The 21,681-nt window shown below is 59.6% G+C and carries 18 protein-coding genes; 9 read left to right on the top strand and 9 right to left on the bottom strand.

Features of this window, described 5'->3' with window-relative positions; genetic code table 11:
- Nucleotides 1–232 precede the first annotated feature (232 nt).
- Nucleotides 233–796, top strand: coding sequence for a ferritin family protein (locus tag DW943_RS05390; protein ID WP_070097113.1), 564 nt, complete (start codon nucleotides 233–235; stop codon nucleotides 794–796).
- 72 nt (nucleotides 797–868) lie between these two features.
- Here the strand turns inward: DW943_RS05390 and DW943_RS05385 are convergent, their stop codons facing one another.
- A complete protein-coding gene (locus DW943_RS05385; protein WP_158566101.1) occupies nucleotides 869–2,284 on the bottom strand; it encodes a PLP-dependent aminotransferase family protein in 1,416 nt (471 codons plus the stop codon).
- Nucleotides 2,285–2,429: 145 nt separating this feature from the next.
- Here DW943_RS05385 and pdxS point away from each other — a divergent pair, with 145 nt between their 5' ends.
- Both pdxS and pdxT read left to right on the top strand, forming a co-directional pair.
- Nucleotides 2,430–3,320 (top strand): pyridoxal 5'-phosphate synthase lyase subunit PdxS, encoded by an 891-nt coding sequence (pdxS, locus tag DW943_RS05380; protein ID WP_117862404.1) that lies wholly within the window; start codon nucleotides 2,430–2,432, stop codon nucleotides 3,318–3,320.
- 20 nt (nucleotides 3,321–3,340) lie between these two features.
- Nucleotides 3,341–3,928, top strand: coding sequence for a pyridoxal 5'-phosphate synthase glutaminase subunit PdxT (gene pdxT / locus DW943_RS05375; RefSeq protein WP_117736778.1), 588 nt, complete (start codon nucleotides 3,341–3,343; stop codon nucleotides 3,926–3,928).
- A 394-nt stretch (nucleotides 3,929–4,322) separates the two neighbouring features.
- Here the strand turns inward: pdxT and DW943_RS05370 are convergent, their stop codons facing one another.
- Nucleotides 4,323–5,231, bottom strand: coding sequence for a hypothetical protein (locus DW943_RS05370; RefSeq protein ID WP_117862403.1), 909 nt, complete (start codon nucleotides 5,229–5,231; stop codon nucleotides 4,323–4,325).
- 152 nt (nucleotides 5,232–5,383) lie between these two features.
- A complete protein-coding gene (locus DW943_RS05365) occupies nucleotides 5,384–6,799 on the bottom strand; it encodes an MFS transporter (RefSeq protein ID WP_117862402.1) in 1,416 nt (471 codons plus the stop codon).
- A 204-nt stretch (nucleotides 6,800–7,003) separates the two neighbouring features.
- Here DW943_RS05365 and DW943_RS05360 point away from each other — a divergent pair, with 204 nt between their 5' ends.
- Nucleotides 7,004–7,414 (top strand): peptide deformylase, encoded by a 411-nt coding sequence (locus DW943_RS05360; RefSeq protein ID WP_117862401.1) that lies wholly within the window; start codon nucleotides 7,004–7,006, stop codon nucleotides 7,412–7,414.
- Between the two features lie 75 nt (nucleotides 7,415–7,489).
- On the opposite strand, the gene DW943_RS05355 is transcribed toward DW943_RS05360, so the two are convergent.
- Complete coding sequence (locus DW943_RS05355; RefSeq protein ID WP_117757320.1) at nucleotides 7,490–8,971, bottom strand: aminotransferase class I/II-fold pyridoxal phosphate-dependent enzyme; 1,482 nt, start codon at nucleotides 8,969–8,971, stop codon at nucleotides 7,490–7,492.
- Nucleotides 8,972–9,172: 201 nt separating this feature from the next.
- On the bottom strand, nucleotides 9,173–10,030 hold the full coding sequence (locus tag DW943_RS05350; protein WP_117862400.1) for a LysR family transcriptional regulator: 858 nt from the start codon (nucleotides 10,028–10,030) through the stop codon (nucleotides 9,173–9,175).
- Between the two features lie 118 nt (nucleotides 10,031–10,148).
- Here DW943_RS05350 and DW943_RS05345 point away from each other — a divergent pair, with 118 nt between their 5' ends.
- On the top strand, nucleotides 10,149–11,060 hold the full coding sequence (locus tag DW943_RS05345; RefSeq protein WP_117862399.1) for a DMT family transporter: 912 nt from the start codon (nucleotides 10,149–10,151) through the stop codon (nucleotides 11,058–11,060).
- A 102-nt stretch (nucleotides 11,061–11,162) separates the two neighbouring features.
- Here DW943_RS05345 and bsh read toward each other — a convergent pair whose 3' ends face one another.
- Together bsh and DW943_RS05335 are read right to left on the bottom strand one after the other, a co-directional pair.
- Nucleotides 11,163–12,128 (bottom strand): choloylglycine hydrolase, encoded by a 966-nt coding sequence (gene bsh, locus DW943_RS05340; RefSeq protein ID WP_117862398.1) that lies wholly within the window; start codon nucleotides 12,126–12,128, stop codon nucleotides 11,163–11,165.
- Between the two features lie 131 nt (nucleotides 12,129–12,259).
- Entirely contained in the window at nucleotides 12,260–12,679 is a 420-nt protein-coding gene (locus tag DW943_RS05335; protein ID WP_055250721.1) for a peptide deformylase, read from the bottom strand.
- A gap of 193 nt (nucleotides 12,680–12,872) precedes the next feature.
- Between DW943_RS05335 and DW943_RS05330 the strand changes: the two genes are divergently transcribed.
- From DW943_RS05330 to DW943_RS05315, 4 genes are all read left to right on the top strand, one after another.
- A complete protein-coding gene (locus DW943_RS05330) occupies nucleotides 12,873–14,186 on the top strand; it encodes an NCS2 family permease (protein WP_117862397.1) in 1,314 nt (437 codons plus the stop codon).
- A 207-nt stretch (nucleotides 14,187–14,393) separates the two neighbouring features.
- Nucleotides 14,394–16,142 (top strand): carbohydrate-binding domain-containing protein, encoded by a 1,749-nt coding sequence (locus tag DW943_RS05325; RefSeq protein WP_158566099.1) that lies wholly within the window; start codon nucleotides 14,394–14,396, stop codon nucleotides 16,140–16,142.
- Nucleotides 16,143–16,413: 271 nt separating this feature from the next.
- On the top strand, nucleotides 16,414–18,111 hold the full coding sequence (locus DW943_RS05320; protein WP_117862395.1) for a hypothetical protein: 1,698 nt from the start codon (nucleotides 16,414–16,416) through the stop codon (nucleotides 18,109–18,111).
- Nucleotides 18,112–18,318: 207 nt separating this feature from the next.
- The gene (locus DW943_RS05315) at nucleotides 18,319–18,984 is read left to right on the top strand and encodes an alpha/beta hydrolase (RefSeq protein WP_117862394.1); all 666 of its coding nucleotides are present in this window, start codon (nucleotides 18,319–18,321) and stop codon (nucleotides 18,982–18,984) included.
- 57 nt (nucleotides 18,985–19,041) lie between these two features.
- On the opposite strand, the gene DW943_RS05310 is transcribed toward DW943_RS05315, so the two are convergent.
- Both DW943_RS05310 and DW943_RS05305 read right to left on the bottom strand, forming a co-directional pair.
- Nucleotides 19,042–20,376, bottom strand: a complete 1,335-nt coding sequence (locus tag DW943_RS05310) for a uracil-xanthine permease family protein (protein ID WP_089572925.1) — start codon at nucleotides 20,374–20,376, stop codon at nucleotides 19,042–19,044.
- A 122-nt stretch (nucleotides 20,377–20,498) separates the two neighbouring features.
- Nucleotides 20,499–21,632 carry a 5-methyltetrahydropteroyltriglutamate--homocysteine S-methyltransferase gene (locus tag DW943_RS05305; RefSeq protein ID WP_117862393.1) on the bottom strand — a complete coding sequence of 378 codons (1,134 nt, stop codon included), beginning with the start codon at nucleotides 21,630–21,632 and terminating at the stop codon, nucleotides 20,499–20,501.
- Nucleotides 21,633–21,681 lie beyond the last annotated feature (49 nt).

The raw sequence follows: 21,681 nt of genomic DNA, 5'->3' as shown, positions 1-21,681 counted from the left end.
GATAGGTCAACATTTGTTCGACCGATTGTACTCATCGGCGTCCGCATATGGCTTGCAAATCGTTAATCAATCAACATCTTCACATGCCGAAAATTGTTTTATTAAAAATCATTCCTAATAGGCTTCACATTCGGTCGCATTTATGGATAATAGAACTCGTCAAGACGCACGTCCGGAGAGGGCCCTTACGGGACCGGACGAGCGCACCATCGCCATCGATCGAAAGGATCGAATCATGAAGTTTGTTTGCCCCGTTTGCGGTTATGTGGAAGAGTTCGACGGCGACCAGCTGCCCGAGGATTTCAAGTGCCCCCAGTGCGGCGTTCCCGGCTCTCGCTTCCTGAAGCAGGAGGAGGGCCAGCTCGAGTGGGCTGCCGAGCACGTCGTGGGCGTCGCCAAGATGGAGGGCGTCTCCGAGGACATCGTTGCCGATCTGCGCGCCAACTTTGAGGGCGAGTGCTCTGAGGTCGGCATGTACCTGGCCATGGCTCGCGTCGCCCATCGCGAGGGCTATCCCGAGATCGGCCTGTACTGGGAGAAGGCTGCCCACGAGGAGGCCGAGCACGCCGCCAAGTTCGCCGAGCTTCTGGGCGAGGTCGTGACCGACTCCACCAAGAAGAACCTCGAGATGCGCGTTGAGGCCGAGAACGGCGCCACCGCCGGCAAGACCGATCTTGCCAAGCGCGCCAAGGCCGCTGGCCTCGATGCCATCCACGACACCGTGCACGAGATGGCTCGCGACGAGGCTCGCCACGGCAAGGCTTTCGCTGGCCTGCTCAAGCGCTACTTTGGCTAAGCCAACTGCCTGAGACATAACCTCTAGCTCGAAGAAGGCCCGGACCGTATTGGTTCGGGCCTTTTCGTTGGCTTATTGCAGTTGCTCCTGAAGAACACTGAGCGACTGAGAGCTCAGGTCGTCGTATTGTATGAGGACGCGAGATGGAGCGTTCTTAGTCGATGCCCGATCACCCGTCCACAGGCAATCGGCGATGTTGACATAGGAAATACGAGCGTCAGCGAGAGCCTTCGCGAAACTCTCCCCTGCCTTGTCCTCGGCCAGGGCAACAGTGCAGTAAAGGCCCGCGTCTGCATGATCGATCGAAACCTCCCCTGCCGGAAACGCTTTCCGTACAAGCGCCGCCAGGCCATCACGCGCCTCGCGAGCACGAACGCGCACGCGGTTCACATGTCGCTCGTAATCACCCGATTCCAGCAAACGCGCCAAGGCAACCTGATCAACAGAACTTACCGACGAGGCGTAGAAACCAAGGTTGCGTTTAAACCTCTCCATTAGCTCATCGGGCAGCACCATGTACGCCAAACGCAACGCCGATGAAAGGCTCTTCGAAAACGTGTTGGTGTAGATAACCGACTGGGCGGCATCGATCGACGCGAGCGCGGGAATCGGCTTGCCGGCAAGGCGAAACTCACAATCAAAGTCATCTTCGATGAGATACCGACCTGGTCGCTCGGCGGCCCAGCTCAGCAGCGCATAGCGACGCGCAATGCTCGTCACAAGACCGGTCGGATACTGATGAGACGGCATCAGGTGAAGGACATCGGTCCCGGTTTTCTGCAGCGCGCTCAAGTCCACGCCCTCAGCATCCAACGGGACATGCCGCACTTCGCAACCCATGACCTGATAGATGCGCGTCAAGCGCAAATAGCCTGGATCCTCGACGGCATACACCTTGTCCGCGCCAAGCAACTGAACCAACATGGTATCGAGCAGCTGGGCGCCCGCACCGATAACGATGTTGTCGGGGTCGACATTCATGCCCCTTGTCCCGCGCAGATGGTGAGCAATTGCGCGTCGTAGCCGAGCGGTGCCCTGTGCCGGCGCGGTCGAAAAGATTTCGCGTTCGTCTTCGGATGCCAGCGTCGCCCGTAGCGCGCTTTGCCAAAGCCGCGCCGCCTCCAAAGCGGAAGGAGAGAGCGCATCGAATCGCTCGACCTGTCCGTTGACATCATACGCGCTGGGGCCCACAGAGACGGCATCTCGGTCGATGCCCTCCGCAGCCGAAGCCAAAACCGGTGCATCCGGAAGTTCACAAGCGTAGTAGCCACGACGCGGCATTGAGCAAATATAGCCCTCGGCAAGCAACTGGCTATATGCATTCTCGATAGTAATGACACTGATTCCCAGATGACTGGCAAAGGCGCGCTTAGACGGAAGATGCTCCCCCGCCGCAATGCGTCCAGCAACGATATCATCTCGAATTTGCTGATAAATATACTCATAAAGCGATGCCTCGCCGCGTTTTTCCAAATTGTAGTCAAGCATGAGTTTGTCACCTGACCTTATTAAGTCATTCATTCTGGTATTAGTCTGACCTTGTAATTATCCCGAAAACTGAGTATTTCGCCATACCCAGCTCCCCGATAGGATGTTCCGTCAAGCAATGCACATGCCAACCAAGGGAGCAACCATGGCAGAACAGACCAACAAGGCCGATCGCGTCAAACTCAATCGCGAGCTCGCGCAGATGCTCAAGGGCGGCGTCATCATGGACGTCACCACGCCCGAGCAAGCACGCGTCGCCGAAGAGGCAGGCGCCTGCGCCGTCATGGCACTCGAGCGCATCCCGGCCGATATCCGTGCCGCAGGTGGTGTGTCGCGCATGAGCGACCCCAAGATGATCAAGGGCATCCAGGAGGCCGTCTCCATCCCCGTTATGGCCAAGTGTCGCATCGGTCACATTGTCGAGGCGCAGGTCCTGCAGGCCATCGAGATCGATTACATCGATGAGTCCGAGGTCCTCTCCCCTGCCGATGACGTCTATCACATCGACAAGACCCAGTTTGACGTGCCGTTTGTCTGCGGCGCCCGCGATCTGGGCGAGGCGTTGCGCCGTGTTGCTGAGGGCGCCACGATGATTCGTACCAAGGGCGAGCCGGGCACGGGCGACGTCGTTCAGGCCGTGCGTCACATGCGCAAGATCCAAAAGCAGATCCGCGACGTTGTTGCTCTGCGCGACGACGAGCTCTTTGAGGCAGCCAAGCAGCTGCAGGTTCCGGTCGAGCTGGTGCGCGAGGTCCATGCCATGGGCAAGCTCCCCGTCGTAAACTTTGCCGCCGGCGGAGTCGCGACCCCCGCCGACGCCGCGCTGATGATGCAGCTGGGCGCCGAGGGCGTCTTTGTTGGCTCGGGCATCTTTAAGAGCGGCGACCCCGCCAAGCGCGCCGCCGCCATCGTCAAGGCCGTGGCAAACTTCACCGACGCCAAGCTCATCGCCGAGCTTTCGGAGGACCTGGGCGAGGCCATGGTGGGCATCAACGCCGACGAAATCGAGATCATCATGGAGGAGCGCGGGCGCTAGTCCAGCAGAAAGGATCGCACATGAGCGATTATGCACACCAAACGGTTGCCGTGCTGGCGGTCCAAGGCGCTTTTGCCGAGCATGAGGCAAGGCTATCTGAGCTGGGCGCACGCTGTATTGAGCTGAGGCAGGCGGCTGATTTGAAGCAGAACTTTGACCGTCTGGTACTTCCCGGCGGCGAGTCTACCGTTCAAGGGAAACTGCTTGATGAGTTGGGCATGCTCGAGGAGCTTCGTACCCGTATCGCTGAAGGCATGCCCGTCCTGGGCACCTGCGCCGGCCTGATTCTGCTGGCTCACGACCTTGCCGCTCATGACGATAAGGGCACGCCGCGTTTGGCAACCATGGATGTGCTCGTTGAGCGCAATGCCTATGGCAGACAGCTCGGCAGTTTTCGCACCAAGGGACAGGTAGACGGCATCGACGGTGAAGTGCCGCTGACATTTATCCGCGCGCCCCGCATCGTCGAGGTCCACGGCGACGCCAAGGCCTTGGCAGAGGTCGATGGCCGCATCGTCGCCGCCCGCCAGGGCAACCAGCTCGGCGTAACCTTCCACCCCGAACTCGATGAAGACACCCGCCTCCACGAACTGTTCCTACAAATGTAGGTAGAACAAAAACGAGAGTGGATAATCTCCCACTTTGAGCTTGAATGCAGACTCAAACCGGGAGATTATCCACTCTCATCCTATGTAGTCGTTGGGGACGTTCTTAAACGACTAGTCAAAAAAGAACGTCCCCAACGACCATATTGCGATAGACGACCACGTTTGCCCAGATAAAACCGGCCAAAATAAACCTGTCCCTTTTTGGTAGGTTTGGATCAAGGCAACGCCGATGCCTTGGTACCGACAGCGAAAACCCGCCAGAGCGAGCAAGGTGCCTTGAAACGAGGCGGCATTGATCTTTTGATCATGCCGTCGAAGTTGAAAGGCAGATTGCCGCTCTGGCGGGTTTGCAGCGTCAACTAGTTACGCGATTTGGTAAAACCGCGTAACCCAATTAGAAGCGGTTGCCGCGGAAGCCGCCACCGTTGCGGCCGCCACGGTCGCCACCGCGACCGCCGCGGTCGTTACCACGGTTGCCGCCGAAGCCACCACGGTTGCCACCGCGATCGCCATAGCCACCACGGTTGCCACCAAAGCCGCCGCGACCGCCACGGTCGCCGCCACGGTCGCCAAAGCCGCCACGGCCACCGCGATCGCCACCGCGGCCGCCGCGGTCACCGCCACGGCCACCGCGATCGCCAAAGCCGCCGCGACCGCCACGGTCGCCGCCACGGCCACCGCGCTCGTCACGGCCGCCGCGAGGACCGCGGTCCTCGTCCAGGCCCATGGCGACGAGCGGAGCGATAACCTTATCGAGAGCGGCCATCAGCTCGGTGGCCTCCTCGTAAGAAAGCTCGGGCAGGAGCTTCTCCTTCTTGTTGGCAAGCTCGGTCAGGCCCTCAGCGGCATCCTCGGCAGCGAAGACAACGATCTTGCGCATATCGCCCTCGGCGTCGTCGATGCGGCCGACCAGATCGGCGGCCTCGGCCTCGGCCATCAGGCCATCGAGCTCACGAAGGCGCATGCCCAGCAGGTCGGACATTTCCTTCTGCTCCATCTTGGGCTTGAGGTCAAGAAGCTTGATGGCGCGCTCGATGTTCGCCATGCGCTCGGCCTTGGCCTCCTCCTCCTTGGAAATAGCAAAGCGACGGCTGCGCAGCAGGCGGGCGGCCTTCTGCATCTTGTCCATCAGCTCTTCGTCATCGTAATCAGCGGCGGCCTCGACAACCTCGGCCTCCTCGGCGGAAACCTCGTCAGCAGCCTCAACCTCAGCAGCTTCGGTCTCCACGGTCTCGACTGCCTCGACCTCGGCAGCCATGGTCTCGTTCTCGGTCTCGTTCATGATCTCTTCGTTCTCAGACATGAGACTCCTTCTTGGCCCTCTCGGGCATCATCGCCCCATTCGCGGGGCCCGTCGCGCACTCTTTGCGCTTTATACATTCATGCCTCTCGGCAAAACGTCCATTAGTTTATGGTGTCGCCATCCAATCTAGCTGCAGAATCTATGTGCACACATTAATGCGACATGTGCGACTCGCGGCGAGCGTACACCAGCGACACCGCGAACCCGACAACGGCAATCACGGCCGCCACGCGCACGGCGGCTGCAAATCCTATCGCCTGGGCAACGTCCGACGCAACGCCTGCGGCGCCAGCAGCCACCGCAGAACTCGAAAGCAGGCCGATAAACAGCGACGGACCAAACGACGCGGCAATCATGTTCCACGTGTTAAGCAATGCCGTTCCGTGAGGATGCTCAGCGGCGGGAAGCGTCTCCAAACCGGCGGTCTGCGAGGGGCTCAGTACCAAACCGACGCCGGCATACACCACAACGGCCAGCAGCACGACAACGCCGATGTTCATGCTTGCCGCGGTCATCGAGATTGCCGTCTGCCCCACAGCGATCAGGGCAAAGCCGACCGGCAGCAGCGGCCACGCACCACGGGCATCCATCACGCGTCCGCCCACAATCGAGGTCACGGCGTTGCAGGCGATCGCCGGCAAAATGAGCAAACCCGCGACAAGTGCGGTCATGCCGTATGCGCCCTCAAAATAGAGCGGCAACAAAACGCTCATCGAGAACGTCGTCATCATCGACACCACCACAAGCAGGCATGCAGGCCAAAAACGAACGCTCGCCATGGGACGCACGTTAAGCACCGGATGCTCGAGCTTGAGCTGACGAACCGCAAACAGGCCGAGCACCACAACAGCGGCGAAAAGCGCCACGATACCGGCCATCACATTGGTCGAGAACTCGCCTACGGAATACACGAACGCCGTAATGCCGGCAGCGAGCAAAACAACCGACAGAATATCAAGCGTGGTGTTCGAGCGCTCTCCGACATTCCGAACGAGCTTTGCTGCCGCCGCGGCGACCACGACACCGCCCACCAGCGGCACTACGAACACCGCCCTCCAGCCAAACAACGTGCATATAAGACCACTAATCACGGGCCCAAACGCCGGCCCTAGCGTAATGCAGGCACCGCCCAGGCTCAGATACAGACCGAGCTTCTCGCGCGGAGCACAAGATAGCACCACATTCATCATGAGCGGAAACAAGATGCCCGATCCCGCAGCCTGCAAAATACGACTTGGCAGCAAAACGGTAAACGACGGGGCGACCAGGCACAGAACTTCTCCGGCGACCATGCATCCGCATGCGAAAAACAGCAGCTTGCGCGTCGAGAAACGACCGGACAGAAAGGCCATGATGGCCGTAAAGATCGACGTCACGATCATGTATCCCGAAACTAGCCACTGCGCCGTGGTGGCACTCACCGAAAAGGCCGCCATGATATCGTGCAGTGCCACGTTAATGATGTTCTCGTTAAACGCGGCGACAAAGGCTGCAATATACATTACGACGAGAAACGCCGAAGTGGCCGATGGCGTTGCTTGAACTTGTTGCTGAGATTTGCTCCCCATGCATTTCCTTCCTCTTGGAACGACAGTCGCATCGCCCCAGAGGAACAGTCCAGGGCGAGCATGAGCCCTAGACTTACGTCAGACGCCGCACGCGACGGATCCGACAACATGGTCCAACGTTGAAAGATTGTAACGCTGACGCGCAGCTTTCCTTCCGCGCTATTATTAAAAGTCCACGAAAGCACGAGACATGAGGAGCCCGCCATGATTAAGCCCATCATGAAATCCGAGTTCTTTTTGCGCCTGCCTTCCGAAGACGCGAGACCCGACGATGCCGCGACCGGGCAGGACCTCCTGGATACGCTCCATGAGCATGAGCACGAGTGCGTGGGCCTTGCCGCCAACATGATTGGCGTGCGCAAACGCATCATCTGCGTAAAGGACGGCAACAGGGCGCTGCTGATGTACAACCCTCAAATTCTTGAGCAGGTCAATTCCTATCAGACGAGCGAAGGATGTCTCTCGCTTTCCGGCGAGCGCCCCTGTACTCGCTATCGCCGCATTAAGGTTGAGTATTTGGACGAGAATTACGTCCACCGCATCAAAAACTTCTCGGGCTACACCGCCGAGATCATCCAACACGAAATCGACCACTGTTGCGGAATCGTTATTTAGTTCCGCCGATTCAAGAAAGCTCCCTGCAGCAAAACAACTGCAGGGAGCTTTTCATAGTGCGGAACTTCTATCCCACTAGCTCTGGCGGTAATGGTCGAAGAAGTCGGCGAGGTCTTCGAGGGACTCTTTGAGCACTTCCATGCGCGGCAGGTACACGATACGGAAGTGGTCGGGCTCAGCCCAGTTAAAGCCGCCGCCGCGCGTGATCAGGATCTTCTTCTCGTGCAGCAGGTCAAGGGCGAACTGCTCGTCATCGGTAATGTTGAACTTCTTCACATCCATCTTGGGGAAGATGTAGAACGCCGCACGCGGCTTAACCACCGAGATGCCGTCAATCTTGTTGAGCGCCTCATACACAAAGTTGCGCTGCTCGTAGACACGGCCGCCAGGGCGGATGTAGTCGTTGACGGACTGATGGCCACCGAGCGCCGTCTGAACGATCGACTGAGCCGGCACGTTGGAGCACAGGCGCATGTTGGAGAGCATGTTGATGCCCATGATGAAGTCGCTCATGCAGCGCTGGTTGCCCGAAAGCACCATCCAGCCAATACGATAGCCCGCGATCATGTGCGACTTGGACAGACCGCTAAAGGTGACGCAGGGCAGATCGGGAGCGAGCGAGGCAATCGAGACGTGCTCGTAGCCGTCCATGCACAGGCGGTCGTAGATCTCATCAGCAAAGATCATCAGCTGATGCCTGCGTGCAACCTCGACGATGCCCTCGAGCACCTCGCGCGGATAGACGGAACCCGTGGGGTTGTTGGGGTTGATGATGACGAGGGCTTTGGTCGCGCTCGTGATCTTGGACTCCATATCCTCCAGGTCGGGATACCAATCCGCCTGCTCATCGCACAGATAGTGCACGGGATGACCGCCGGCAAGGGTTGCGCACGCCGTCCAGAGCGGATAGTCGGGGCTGGGAATCAGAATCTCGTCGCCATTGTCGAGCAGCGCGTTCATCGAAAGCTGAATGAGCTCGGACACGCCGTTGCCCGTGTAGATATGCTCCATCTGAACGTTGGGCAAGCCCTTGATCTGCGAATACTGCATGATCGCCTTGCGCGCGGAGAACAGGCCACGCGAGTTGGAATAGCCTTCGCAGTCGGGCAGCTGCTGGCGCATGTCCTTGATGACCTCATCGGGCGTGCGGAAACCGAAGGGCGCCGGGTTGCCGATATTGAGCTTGAGGATGCGCTCGCCCTCGTCCTCCATACGGGCGGCCTCGTCGACGACGGGACCGCGCACGTCATACAGGACGTTATCGAGCTTGGTGGATTTAGAAAAAGTACGCATGGTGGTGCTCCTTGCAATTTGAGCTGAGGGATGGGGTTCGGGCTTGGAATCGTTGCGGGGTGATGATGCCTCGCCTTGATCGGCGTCGCCGGCAAGCAGCCAGGTAACATCGACCTCCAAAATACGGGCGAGCAGCTCAGCCACATCGCGCCGCGGAATCGTCTTGCCGCTCACATATTGGCTCATCTGACTCTTGCCGAGTTTTTTGCCGAGCATCTCCGATGCGCGGATCACGTCCGACTGGCGAACGTCGCGATCGGACATAGCCTGTCGCAGACGATCGCTAAACGTCTCTTGGGCCACTAGAACCTCCTTGCTGGCAAAGTTCAATTTATACAACACGAATTGAACCTGAGTTCAATTTAGGAAGCAGTATAACGCGGCACCTCATTCAAAAGTTCAATTTCATAAGAAAATGTACCGGACTCAGAGATTTGCCCAAAGCAGACAATGACGTGCACGCGTTTAGAGGTATTCGAGGAATCGAGCGGCGGCAAGCGAAACGTCAGCCGTTCGATATATGGCGTTGATCTGCCGATGGGGATGCCCTTCGAGCGAACGCACGGCAACATCGAACTGGCAGCGGCGCAAGATGAGCGCGGGAAGAATGCTCACGCCCAGGCCGTCCTCGACCATAGCCATAATCGCATAATCATCCCAGGTCGACAGCTTAGAGCGCACCGCCAGGCCCGCGCGGCGGAACAGCGGCGTAATCTCGTCGTCGCTACCGCGTTCCAGCAGAATAAACTGCTCGTTGGCCAAATCGGCAAGGGAAACGACCTCCGCGGTGGCAAGCGAGGAGTCCGCTGGCACCACGGCCATCAGCTCGTCTTGCACCAACGGCCGCGACGCCATGCCGGCGCCGCGTGGCTCACGCGGGATAAAGCCCAGATCGCAGCGGCCCTCTGCCACCCATTGTTCAATCTCTGAGTAATCGCCCATCAGCAACTCATAATCGACGTCCGGGTGATCGGCGCGAAAACGCGCAATCACCGGCGGCAACACGTGGGTCGCCACACTCGAAAACGTACCGATGCAGATTTTGCCGCGCATGAGCCCGCGCATCTCATCCACCCGTCGCTGCAGGCGGCCAAACTCTTCGCATAACGCCTCGACTGCCGGCATGACCTGCTGCCCATCGGCAGAAAGCACTACGCCCTCGCGGCTTCTATCGAGCACTTTAAAGCCCCAGTCGGCCTCGAGATCGGCCACCATGCGGCTCACGCCCGACTGCGAATAGCTCAGCCGCTCGGCGGCGCGCGTAAAACTGCCGGCCCGCACCGTCTCGAGCAGCACCTGCATCTTTTGAATATTCGTTTCCACGGCACCCCTCCACCTTTACATGAGTTTTTGTCATGTTATCCATGCATTATATTCGCTTTTCTTCTAAAGCCAGTTCACCCATAGTGAACATGCTCGAATATAGAGGGGATGTCAGCACATGAACAACGGATTGTTTACGTACTTAGCAGCATTGCTATTGTTTGGCTCCAACGGCATCATCGCCGCTGCCATCGCGCTGCCGAGCTCCGATATCGTACTGTTGCGCACGTTTTTGGGCGCTCTCACCCTTGCCGCCGTCCTCTTCATAACCAAGCGCCATAACCTGCAGGCTCCGTCTCGCCCCCGCGAGGCCGCAGCGCTCATCGTCTCGGGCGCCGCGCTGGGCACCAGCTGGATTTTTCTGTTCCGCGCCTATCAGACGATCGGCGTCGGCATCTCCTCGCTGCTGTACTACTGCGGCCCCATCATCGTCATGGCTCTCTCACCGCTTATCTTTGGCGAAAAACTGACCAGCGGCAAAATCGCCGGGTTCACCGCCGTTGCTTGCGGTGCTTTTCTCATTGCAGCACAAGGTCTAGGCGGCAATATGCCCATTGCGGGTATCGCCTGCGGCATCGCCTCGGCATTTTGCTATGCGCTGATGGTCATCGCTAGCAAGGGTGCGCCACACATCGAAGGCCTCGAGAACTCCACGCTCCAGGTGAGCGCCGCCTTTGTGACCGCGCTGGTCCTTACACTCATCACGCAGGGCGCTCCCTCATGTCTGTCCGCCGGCGTCGCCACCAGTATTGATTGGCGCGCCGTCGTCATGCTTGGCGTCGTCAACACCGGCATCGGTTGCCTGCTCTACTTTAGTGCCGTCGCCAAGCTGCCCGTCCAGACCGTCGCGGTCGTCGGCTACCTCGAGCCGCTTTCGGCCGTCGTGTTCTCCGCCGTCCTTTTAGGCGAAGCCATAACACCAGTCCGCCTGATGGGCGCCGCACTTATCATCGGCGGCGCGATTTTTTGCGAACTCACCGGCAAACGCGCAAACGCCAAGGCCGGTATCGCCCAGGCAGCACGCGCTTAAGGGACATTTTCTCGGGGCGCATGCGGGATAAAGCCCAGGTCGCAGCGGCCCTGCACCTCATAGGAGATGCAGGGCCGCTTTGCATTGCAGTAAAGCTAACGGCTACGAACGACGCGGCTCGGGAACCACGAGCCTATCGGGGCTCGCGCCCTCGGCATCCATCAGGCTCACGTAGCGAATCGATGGGTCATCGTAGGTCGCATAGTAATAATTGCCCGTGCGCGCGCTAAAGCATCCGGTATAGATAGTCTTCTCGAACTTGCCGTCGCCCATCCTGGACGCCCCCTCAATCATCACCACGCCTTCGAGCGAGCGGAACATGCGGACGACGTTTTCGGTCTCGCTCTCCTTTTGCGGGTAATTGGCATTGAGGTACGCCGCCTTTACAAAACGGCTCGGCGAATAGCAATCGCCCGGAATACCGCGCATACCGGCACCCGCGCCATAGGGCTTGAGCTCGGCGCCACGCCATGTCGCCGTCTGCGGAAAATCGCTTGTGGCAGTGATATAAGTGCGTAGGTTTTCCATGTGCCACGGGAAGGTCGGCTGGTTGGCAAGGGTGTCGACTGGATCGTCGTATACATGCAGGCCGTCAGCCATCATCTCGACCACGATGCTACGCTGGCTGTCGCCGATAATCCAATGGAGCAGCGACACGCCCAGCCCTTCTCCGGCAGATTTGGCGACAATCACCGTGTCGCGCAGCGCGGCCTCGACCTCATCGACCGTCGAGAACGTCGCTGCCACCCACAGGGGAAACTCATAGGCCGCGATATTGGTCTTGCCGTCGACAGGGTCCTCGGCATACTCGGCATAACCCGGGAAATTGAGACCCGCCACGGCGAGGCCCGCATCGTTGCCGCAGTCGAAGAACATAGGGTAGTTCTTGTAATCGATGCACATACCGATCACCGCGTGTGCCGCTGTCGTGTCGTCGATAAACGAATACGGAATGTGAAACCCGCGCGGCATCACGCGAACCTGTTGGCCGTAGTCAAAGCTCCAGTCGAGGTTGCGGCCCAGATACATGTTGCCGGAATTATCGGTAAATCGAATGCTCGTACACATAGCGCCTCCTAGCTTTACGTTCTTGCTAAGTTCATTGTCACCAAACAAAAAGGCGCTAAACACAAAAGCCCGGACATGACAACAATGTCACGCCCGGACCAAAAACGACGAAGTGCGGTGCTGCGGTCGCCCTAGACAAGCTTGCCAAGACAGTGATCGATCATATGCTGGATCATCTGCGCCTCGAAGCCCACAAAGTCCTGCTTGCGCTCGCGCATCTTGCCGTCGACGATCTGGTCAAAGGCAACCTTGCACTTGATATAGCGCGTGGACTTGGTGACCTCCTCATGCGTCAGGCAGCTCTCCTCCATCTTGCTGGCGCCCAGGCCAAACACCAGACGGGGGTTGTAGAGCACGTGGGGCTCGCCGGCGTCGTCCAGGTAGACGCAGACCTTCTTGGTAACGCCAATCTGGTTAGCGGCAAGGCAGCCGGCATCGTCGAGCGACTTGATGGTATCGATCAGGTCCTGAGCAACCGACTCGTCCTCGACGGTCGCAACCTCGCAACGCTGGGACAGGATAGCCTCGTCGTGGCAAAGCTCTTTAATCATACGTTCCTCCATAGGGGTCGTTGTAACCGCTTAAGTATACGGTACCCACACATTTTCATGCGATAAATACCGTCCGTCTGTTACAAAGCGCCGAACATCAACATGCGAGGAACAGCAAGGTTGTAAAGACGATATAGTAAGTGAGTTCGTGTCAATCGGCCTAAACTCGGGGCCGAACAAGGAAAGGGTATGCATGGACGAACTTTTTCACGTCAGTGAGCGCAAGTCCACAATCGGGACCGAACTTCGCGCTGGACTGACAACATTCCTGGCGATGGCCTACATCATCGCCGTCAACCCCGCAGTGCTCTCGGGCGCTGGCATCGATGCGGGAGCGCTCGCCTGCGCCACCTGCCTGGGCGCCGGCATCATGACCATCTGCATGGGCATCTTCGCCAACCGCCCGCTCGCCTGCGCGTCGGGTCTGGGCATCAACGCCATGATCGCGGGCATCGCCACCACCATGTGCGGCGGCGACTGGCACGTGGCCATGAGCGTTATCTTCCTCGAGGGTATCGTCATCTTGCTGCTCGTCCTTTGCGGCCTGCGCGAGGCCATCATGGATGCCATCCCCGTGGTCCTGCGCCACGCCATCTCGGTAGGTCTGGGCCTGTTTATCGCCATGATCGGCCTGTGCGACGCCGGCATCATCACCGCTGGCGCCGGTACGCTCGTCGGCCTGGGCGACATCACCTCCCCCACCTTTATCGTCGGCATCATCTCCATCGTCGTGACGGTCGCCTTGGCTTCCCGCAACGTGCCGGGCTCGTTGCTCATCGGCATCATCGTCGCCGTTATCGCCGGTATCCCGCTGGGCGTCACCCATGCGCCCGCGGGCCTTATCGCCCCGCTCGACTTCTCGACCTTTGGCGCCCCGTTTGCCAGCACCGCCGATGGCAACATGGCCATCGTGAAGGTTCTGACCGACCCGATGCTGCTCGTCGTGGCCTTCTCGCTGCTCATGAGTGACTTCTTCGACACCATGGGCACCGCGATGGCCGTCGCCAAGCAGGGCGAGTTCCTGACCGAGGACGGCAATGTCGAGGACATCCGTCCCATCCTGGTCGTCGACTCCGTGGCCGCTGCTGCCGGTGGCTTTATGGGCGTCTCCTCCATCACCACTTTCGTCGAGTCCACGTCCGGCGCTGCCGACGGTGGCCGCACGGGTCTCACCTCCGTCACCACCGGCGTGCTGTTCATCCTCGCCGCGTTCTTCTCCCCCATCGTCACCATCGTTTCCAGCGCCGCCACCTGCGGTGCTCTGGTCTACGTCGGCTACCTCATGATGAGCGAGGCCTCCGAGATCGACTGGTCCGACGTGTCGCAAGGTTTCCCGGCGTTCATGATTGTCGCCGGCGTGCCCTTCACTTACTCCATCTCTGCCGGCATTGGCCTGGGCTTTATCGCCTACGTAATCGTCGCGCTCTTTAAGGGCGAGGCCTCCAAGATCAAGCCGCTCATGTGGATCGCAGCCCTCGCCTTCCTCGTCTACTTCTTTGTAGCGTAGGCGCAAGATTCGCAATACCAAACAGCAAAGCGCGGAGTCGCATCGAGCGGCTCCGCGCTTTGCTTTTAAAGCCAGGCACCACACGGACGCGCGATGTATTGCTTCGCAAGTTTTGGACGTTTTGCTCTCCAAACGGCACTACCGACAGCTACATCCTGCAGATATGCTGGATATAACCGCATAGGCCCTATGAGGATGGGAGTAACCATGGCCGTCTTGTTCACGACCCCCAAGCGCAATGACAAAACCTCTGGAGCCCATTTTGTCGAGCCCGACCTGCGCCGTTGCACGCTGCTCGCACACGGCAGCTGGCGCCGCGTGACGCGCCGCATCGTTGTAGGCGCCGTATGCGCGCTTACGGTAAGCTCGCTGCTCATGCCGAGCATCTCGCTCGCAGCCGAGTGGGTGGACGTTGGCGGCGTCCGCCACGAAGCGGCCGCGGGCCCCACGGGAGACACCGCCGGTACCTGGTCATGGGATGGCGCCGATGACATGAAGCTCAACGGCTATAACGGCGGCGCGATCGAGGCAGCGGGCAAGCTCAACGTGAGCTACGAGGGCAACAACACCGTCACTAACGACGACGGCCGCGGCATCAAGGTTAAGGATGGCGCGAACGAGGACGCCGAGCTTAATATTCAGGGCGACGCGTCTAGCACGCTCAACGTGACATCTTCTCGTGACGCCATCACTTCCGTCGGCAACATCAACATCGACGGCGCTGGCACTGTCAACGCCACGAGCACCGAGCACGATGCCATCGATGCCGGGGGCGATGTCACCATCAAGGGCTCGGGAAACGTTAACGCCACGGGCGATTCGGATGGCATCAGGGCCGACGGCAACATCACGATCGACAACAGCGGAACCGTCACCGCCAAGGCCACCGAGGATCAGGGTATCGATGCTAACGAGAACCTCATCATAAAGGGCGGCGGCAAGGTAGAGGCAAGCTCTATCGAGGACAATGCGATTTGGGCCGACGGCAGTATCGAGATCTCGGGTGGCAGCCAGGTCAAGGCAAGCTCCGAGGAAGACGCCGCCATCGACGGTAAAAACAGCCTCACGGTCACGAACGCTTCCCTCAACGCAGGTGGCGTTGGGTATGGCATCTATGTCTACAAGGGCATCACGCTCGATGGCGCGACCGTGACGGTCCGCGCAAGCTCAGATGGCGGGGAAGTCAGCGCACTCTTCACCGATGAGGACGACATCGTCATCAAGAACGGCTCGACTGTGGATGCGCTCGCAGAAGGCAGGTTCTCGGTTGCAATCTCCACCAGTAATTTCTACTCCGGCGAAGCGGGTGGCCATATCTACATCAGCGACTCCGTTGTCAAGGCCATAGCCCGCTATGCCGAGACCGGCGGCGACGGCCCCGACCACTACAGTGGAGACCAAAACGACGAAATCATCCCTGAGTCCGAGGGCCTGAACATCGGCATCTTCGCGCAGACCAGCGAGGGCATCACGCCCGCGACCATCTCGATCGTCCGCAGCAGGGTCACGGCCGAGGGAGACACGGCGGCAATCTTCGCCCTTGCCATGAGCGCGGACGGCAAGGCGATCGGCACCATCGAAATCGAAGGAGCCACCATCCAGACGCCTGAAGGCGGCAAGGTCATTGACTATCGCAACAAGGAAGAACTCAGCGACGGCATCGTCTACGAGGCGGGTCAAACCATCGGCACGGGAGATGCCACGATTGACTCCCCCTACGACCAGGCCGTCGCCAAGAACGTCGTCATCGCGCCGTCCGAGGAGACCAAGCCCGAGGGTTCCAAGTCCGAGGGCACGAAGACGACCAAGACCGTTGCAGTTGCAGCCACGGGAGCCAAAACCACCGGCATCCTCGCCGCAACCGGCGACACCTCGAGCGCGGCCATCATAGCGACCGCCCTTGCAGGAACGGCCACCATCGTCACAGGCGCCCTGGCGAGTCGCAAACGCTCGTAAACACTTTTTCGCACAGGACGGGTGGATCGCGGCCCTTGCCTTCCTCGTCTACTTCTTCGTAGCGTAAGGGCAAGGCTGCAAAAGCTGAACAATAAAGCGCGGAGTCGCCATGCGGCTCCGCGCTTTTCTTTTAGCGCCGGTCCCTGCGCCGGCGTGCGGTCTATTTCTCCCCCATTTTGGCCATTTTGCCCTCCAAACGGCACTACCGCCGGCAACATCCAGCAGATACGCTGAATCTAGTCGTATAGGCCCTATGAGAACGGGAGCAACCATGGCAGCCTTGTTCACGACCCCCAAACGCAATGACACTACCGCCGGAACCCATGTTGCCGAACCCGACGTTCGCCGTCGCATAGGACTCGCGCACGGCAGCTGGCGCCGCGTGACGCGCCGCATCGTCGTGGGAGCCGTATGCGCGCTCACGGTAAGCTCGCTTCTCATGCCGAGCGTCTCGCTCGCAGCGGAATGGGTCAAGGTCGGCGGCAACAAGTACAACACCGCGGCGAGCGACGAAGCCGGTACCTGGTCGTGGGACGGCGCCGACGACTTGAAGCTCAACAACTATAACGGCGGCGAGATCCAGGCCGCAGGCAAGCTCAACGTGAATTACTCGGGAACCAACATCGTCACTGCCGAATGGATCGAAAGCATCAACGTTTCTCATGGCACTAACGAGAATGCCGAGCTCAATATCCAAGGCGACGAGGGCGGCACGCTCAGCGTGACATCTACTGAGGACGCTATCCTCTCCACGGGTAATATCAACATCGACGGAGCCGGATCCGTCAACGCCACGAGCACAGGGTTTGATGCCATCAATGCCGGGGGTGATCTCGCTATCAAAGGTTCGGGCAACGTCAACGCCACGGGTGCATCGGATGGCATCAGGGCAAACGGCAATATCACGATTGACGACAGCGGAGCCGTCACCGCCAGGGCTACCAAGGACAAGGGTATTGGAACCGACAAGAACCTCACCATCAAGGGTGGCGGGACGGTCGAGGCAAGCTCCGAGAAAGACGCTGCCGTCGAGGCCAAGGGCAGCCTCGCAGCCACAAACGCCTCCCTCAACGTAAACGGTGTTGAATATGGCGTCTATGCCCACAAGGGCATCACCCTCGATCATGCAAACGTGACGGTCCGTGCAAGTAAAGGCAGATACGGTGGCGCCATCGCCCTCTTCACCTACCAGGACGACATCGTCGTCAAGAACGGCTCCACCGTGGACGCGTTTGCGGAAGGCGAAGTTTCGGCTGCATTCTCCACCAGAAACGATCGACCCAACGAGAAGGGTGGCCACATCTACATCAGCGACTCCGTTGTCAAGGCCATAGCCTGCTATGTCGAGAACGGCGACGGCCCCATCCCCTACAGCGAAAACCAAGATGGCGAGACGAGGCGCGAACCCCAAGGCGAGAACATCGGCATCATCGCCCAGACCAGCGAGGGCGTCACACCCGCAGTCATCTCGATCATCCGCAGCAAGGTAACGGCCGAAGGAGATACAGCGGCAATCTTTGCCCGTGCCATGAGCGCTGACGGCAAGACAATCGGCACCATCAAGATTGAGAACGCCGCCATCCAGACGCCCGAAGTCGGCAAGGTCATTGACTATCGCAAGCTCCGTGACGGCATCTACGAGGCAGGTCAAGCCATCGGCACGGGCGACGCCACGGTCGACTCCCTCTATATCAAAGCAGTCGCCAAAAGCACGACCATCGCACCTCCCGAGGTAGCCAAGCCGGAAGACCCCAAGCCCGCAGAAAGCAAGCCCGCGGAGTCCAAGCAGGACCCCAAGTCTGAGGGCTCAAAGCCGACCAAGGCCGTTGCGGCTTCAACCACGAAAGCCAAGACTACCGGCGTGCTCGCGGCAACCGGCGACACCTCGGGTGCAGCCATCGTGGCAACCGTCCTTGCGGGAACAGCCGCTATCGCCGCAGGCACCATGGCGAGCCGTAAGCGCTCTTAGACGCCCCTGCGCACATGGCAGCTCCCGCGAAGGCCCCGAGCCCCAGCACCGTTTAACAACGCCACCGCCGAGCTCCCCTCCGGCGGTGGCGTTTTCCATATGCGTCCGCAGGGGATGCACGAGATTGTCTTTGGTCTAGCCCAACCGGCATACGCTGGCGTGCGACAATTGGGGCTGCCGATATCACAACACTGAGAGAAGCCTGTCATGGAAGCGCATCAAAAACAGATAACCGTTTATTCGAATCATACGGAAAGCGCGCCTGTCATCTACCTTCCTGTGGTCGTGGGCGACGGCAGCGAGGTTTATAAGTGTTGCCGAGAGCTCAACTGTCCGCCATTCGCCCTTGTCACCATTGGCGGGCTCGATTGGAATCGCGAGCTGAGCCCCTGGGCATGCGACGGGACCGTACGCGATGCCGAACCTTTCGGCGGCCAAGCTGCCGATTTTCTTGATGAGCTGCTGAATCAGATAATCCCCCAGGTCGAGTCGTCGCTTCCTCAGCCGCCCACCTGGCGCGGCATTGCCGGTTACTCGCTCGCGGGCCTCTTCGCACTCTGGTCCCTCTGGCAAACCGACGCCTTTGACCGCGCCGCGAGCGCATCGGGGTCGCTATGGTTTCCCGACTTTGTCGACCGTGCCAGCACGGCGCCATTTGCCGGCAGCCCGCAGGCTGTCTATCTGTCGCTCGGCAAAAAAGAGACCAAGACGCCCAACCGCATGATGCGGCATGTGCTCGACGACACGCGCGCGACGGAAGCGCTGCTCATCGCGCGCGGCATTCCAACAACGCTGGAGCTCAACCCCGGCAATCACTTTGCCCAAACCGATCTGCGCATGGCACGTGGCATCCACTGGATATTGGCGCATTAAAAATGGCGCCCGCGCGTACGCATGGGCGCCATTTTTTGATTCAGCTGGACGCAGTTGTTACTCAGCAGCCTCCTCAAGCTCGGAGACATCAAACTCAAAGTCGTTACCCGGCAGGATGGCGTTGAGTACAATGCCCACCAGCGAGCCCACGGCAAGACCGGAAAGCGAAATCGTCACGCCGCCCAATTCCAGCACGATGGCGCCGGCGGTGCTGTACGCAATGCCGAGCGAAAGCACGAGCACCAGGGCGGCCACCAGCACGTTGCGGTTATTTTGGAAATCGACCTGGTTCTCGATGAGGTTGCGAACGCCCACGGCGCTGATCATGCCATAGAGCACGAGCGACACACCGCCGATTACGCACGCCGGCATGGCGGCAATCACCGCAGCAAACTTGGGGCAGAACGAAAGCACGATGGCGCAACACGCGGCAATGCGAATCACGCGCGGGTCGAACACGCGCGTCAGGGCGAGCACGCCGGTGTTCTCGCCATAGGTGGTGTTGGCCGGAGCGCCAAAGAGCGAAGCCAGGATCGTGGCAAGGCCGTCGCCGAGCAGCGTGCGATGCAGACCGGGATCGGCGATGTAGTTACGCTCGCAGGTGGAGCCGATAGCCGAGATATCACCGATATGCTCGATCATGGTCGCAAATGCCAGCGGCATAATGGTGATGATGGCCGTCGTGGCAAGACCGCTATCGAACTGCGGCCCAAAGAGTGCAAACACGGTGTTATCCCACACGACGGGCAAGCCAACCCAGGGAGCGGCTGCGACGCCCGAGAAATCAACCTCGCCGAGCGCAGTCGCAACGGCATAGCTCACCACAACGCCCAGCAGAATCGGCACGATCTTGACCATGCCACGGCCCCAGATGTTGCAGATGACGATCACCGCCACAGCGACAACGGCAACAAGCCAATTAGTCTGGCAGTTGGCGATGGCAGAGCTTGCCAAGATCAGGCCGATGGAAATGACGATGGGGCCCGTCACTACCGGCGGGAAGAAGCGCATAACGCGCTTGGCACCAAACGCGCGAAACAGGGCCGCCAGCACCGGATAGAGCAGGCCGGCACAGGCTACACCTAGGCAGGCGTAGGGCAAAAGCTCGGCCTCGCCGTTGGGCGCGATTGCGGCATAACCGGCAATAAAGGCAAACGAAGATCCCAAAAACGCTGGCACCTTGCCGCGCGATAGGAAGTGGAAGAGCAGCGTGCCCAGGCCGGCAAACAAAAGGGTCGCCGAAACCGAAAGGCCGGTGAGCACGGGCACCAACACCGTGGCGCCAAACATGGCAAACAGGTGCTGCAGGCCGAGCAAGAACATGCGCGGGCGACCGAGCGACGACGCATCGTAGATGGCATCGGCGACGGCGGGCGTCGAGGATTGGGACATGGATGTCCTTTCATAATGGAAGGGCGCCCGGGCATATCGGATTACCTGCCCGAACGATACGATCCGAACCATTGTACGCGATGCATGCCGCTCCGACCACGACGCCCCTGCGAACGGCAGCACTACTTCCAGACACGCTCAGCAACACGCCTGACCAGCGCAATCTTTGCCCACTGCTCGTCCTCGGTCAGCTTATTGCCAATCTCGCAGCTGGCAAAGCCACACTGCGGAGACAGATACAGGTTCTCGAGCGGCACGTACTTTGCCGCCTCGCGAATACGCTCGACGATAACATCCTCGTTCTCGAGCTCTGCCACCTTGGTGGTCACCAAGCCCAGCACGACCTTCTTGCCGGGAGCAACGTACTTGAGCGGCTCAAAACCACCGGCGCGGGGCGTGTCGAACTCCAGATAGAACGCGTCAACGTCCTCATGCGCAAACAGATACGGCGCAATGGGGTCGTAGCCGCCCTCAAAAGCGTAGGTGGAGTGGTAGTTGCCGCGGCATACGTGCGTGTTGATGACCAGATCGTCGGGCTTGCCCGCGATGGCAGCATTGTTGAGTGCCACGCCCAGCTCGCTCACCTTTTGCAGGTCAACCGGGCTCATGCCAGTCTTGGACACAAAGTCGGTATCGCAGTAGATGCCCCAGGTGCAGTCATCAAATTGGATGTTGCGGCAGCCTGCGGCATACAGGTCGGCAATCACGGTGCGGTATGCTGCGGCAATGGCATCGACGAGCTCTTCGTCGGTCTTATAGACGGCGTGCAGACTCTCCTGCTGGCCATCGCAGCGGTCGAGCGTGACTTCGGAGAACGTCTGGATCGGTGCCGGAATGGTCTGGCGCGCGACCTGGCCCTTGCCCTCGAGCGCCTTGACGAACTTAAAATGCTCGACGAACGGATGATTCTCGCCGCTAATAGGACCGGTAACCACAGCGGTGTCGGCCGTCGTCTCCTCGTCATGGAACATATAACCCGTGCGTGAGGCGCGGCGCTCAATGCCGTTAAGGCCCCACATAAAATCGAGGTGCCAGTAGCTGCGGCGGTATTCGCCATCGGTAATTACCTGTAAGCCGGCTGCCTTCTGCTTGGCCACCAAATCGCAAATGGCCTCATCCTCGACGGCCTTAAGGCCGGAAGCGTCGAGTTTACCCGCGACATAGGCGGCACGGGCGTCCTTTACGGCCTGGGGACGAAGAAAGCTGCCGACGATATCGGCGCGAAACGGCGCGTTCGGTTGAATCAGGGTGCTCATAGATATCTCCCTTTGCATTGGTTGCTTTACTGGGACAGAGTATGAGCGC

The organism is Collinsella sp. AM44-11 (genome assembly GCF_003467145.1).
Lineage (GTDB): Bacteria > Actinomycetota > Coriobacteriia > Coriobacteriales > Coriobacteriaceae > Collinsella.
This window is presented reverse-complemented; position numbering and strand designations above follow the sequence as displayed.

Excerpts from the sequence above, each read along its gene's own strand:
- DW943_RS05325 (WP_158566099.1), top strand. The coding sequence starts at position 14,394 with ATGGCCGTCTTGTTCACGACCCCCAAGCGCAATGACAAAACCTCTGGA.
- pdxT (WP_117736778.1), top strand. The coding sequence starts at position 3,341 with ATGAGCGATTATGCACACCAAACGGTTGCCGTGCTGGCGGTCCAAGGC.
- DW943_RS05345 (WP_117862399.1), top strand. The coding sequence starts at position 10,149 with ATGAACAACGGATTGTTTACGTACTTAGCAGCATTGCTATTGTTTGGC.
- DW943_RS05330 (WP_117862397.1), top strand. The coding sequence starts at position 12,873 with ATGGACGAACTTTTTCACGTCAGTGAGCGCAAGTCCACAATCGGGACC.
- DW943_RS05310 (WP_089572925.1), bottom strand. The coding sequence starts at position 20,376 with ATGTCCCAATCCTCGACGCCCGCCGTCGCCGATGCCATCTACGATGCG.
- DW943_RS05320 (WP_117862395.1), top strand. The coding sequence starts at position 16,414 with ATGGCAGCCTTGTTCACGACCCCCAAACGCAATGACACTACCGCCGGA.
- DW943_RS05335 (WP_055250721.1), bottom strand. The coding sequence starts at position 12,679 with ATGATTAAAGAGCTTTGCCACGACGAGGCTATCCTGTCCCAGCGTTGC.
- DW943_RS05365 (WP_117862402.1), bottom strand. The coding sequence starts at position 6,799 with ATGGGGAGCAAATCTCAGCAACAAGTTCAAGCAACGCCATCGGCCACT.
- DW943_RS05355 (WP_117757320.1), bottom strand. The coding sequence starts at position 8,971 with ATGTCCGATCGCGACGTTCGCCAGTCGGACGTGATCCGCGCATCGGAG.
- DW943_RS05315 (WP_117862394.1), top strand. The coding sequence starts at position 18,319 with ATGGAAGCGCATCAAAAACAGATAACCGTTTATTCGAATCATACGGAA.
- DW943_RS05370 (WP_117862403.1), bottom strand. The coding sequence starts at position 5,231 with ATGTCTGAGAACGAAGAGATCATGAACGAGACCGAGAACGAGACCATG.
- DW943_RS05360 (WP_117862401.1), top strand. The coding sequence starts at position 7,004 with ATGATTAAGCCCATCATGAAATCCGAGTTCTTTTTGCGCCTGCCTTCC.
- bsh (WP_117862398.1), bottom strand. The coding sequence starts at position 12,128 with ATGTGTACGAGCATTCGATTTACCGATAATTCCGGCAACATGTATCTG.
- DW943_RS05305 (WP_117862393.1), bottom strand. The coding sequence starts at position 21,632 with ATGAGCACCCTGATTCAACCGAACGCGCCGTTTCGCGCCGATATCGTC.
- DW943_RS05385 (WP_158566101.1), bottom strand. The coding sequence starts at position 2,284 with ATGCTTGACTACAATTTGGAAAAACGCGGCGAGGCATCGCTTTATGAG.
- pdxS (WP_117862404.1), top strand. The coding sequence starts at position 2,430 with ATGGCAGAACAGACCAACAAGGCCGATCGCGTCAAACTCAATCGCGAG.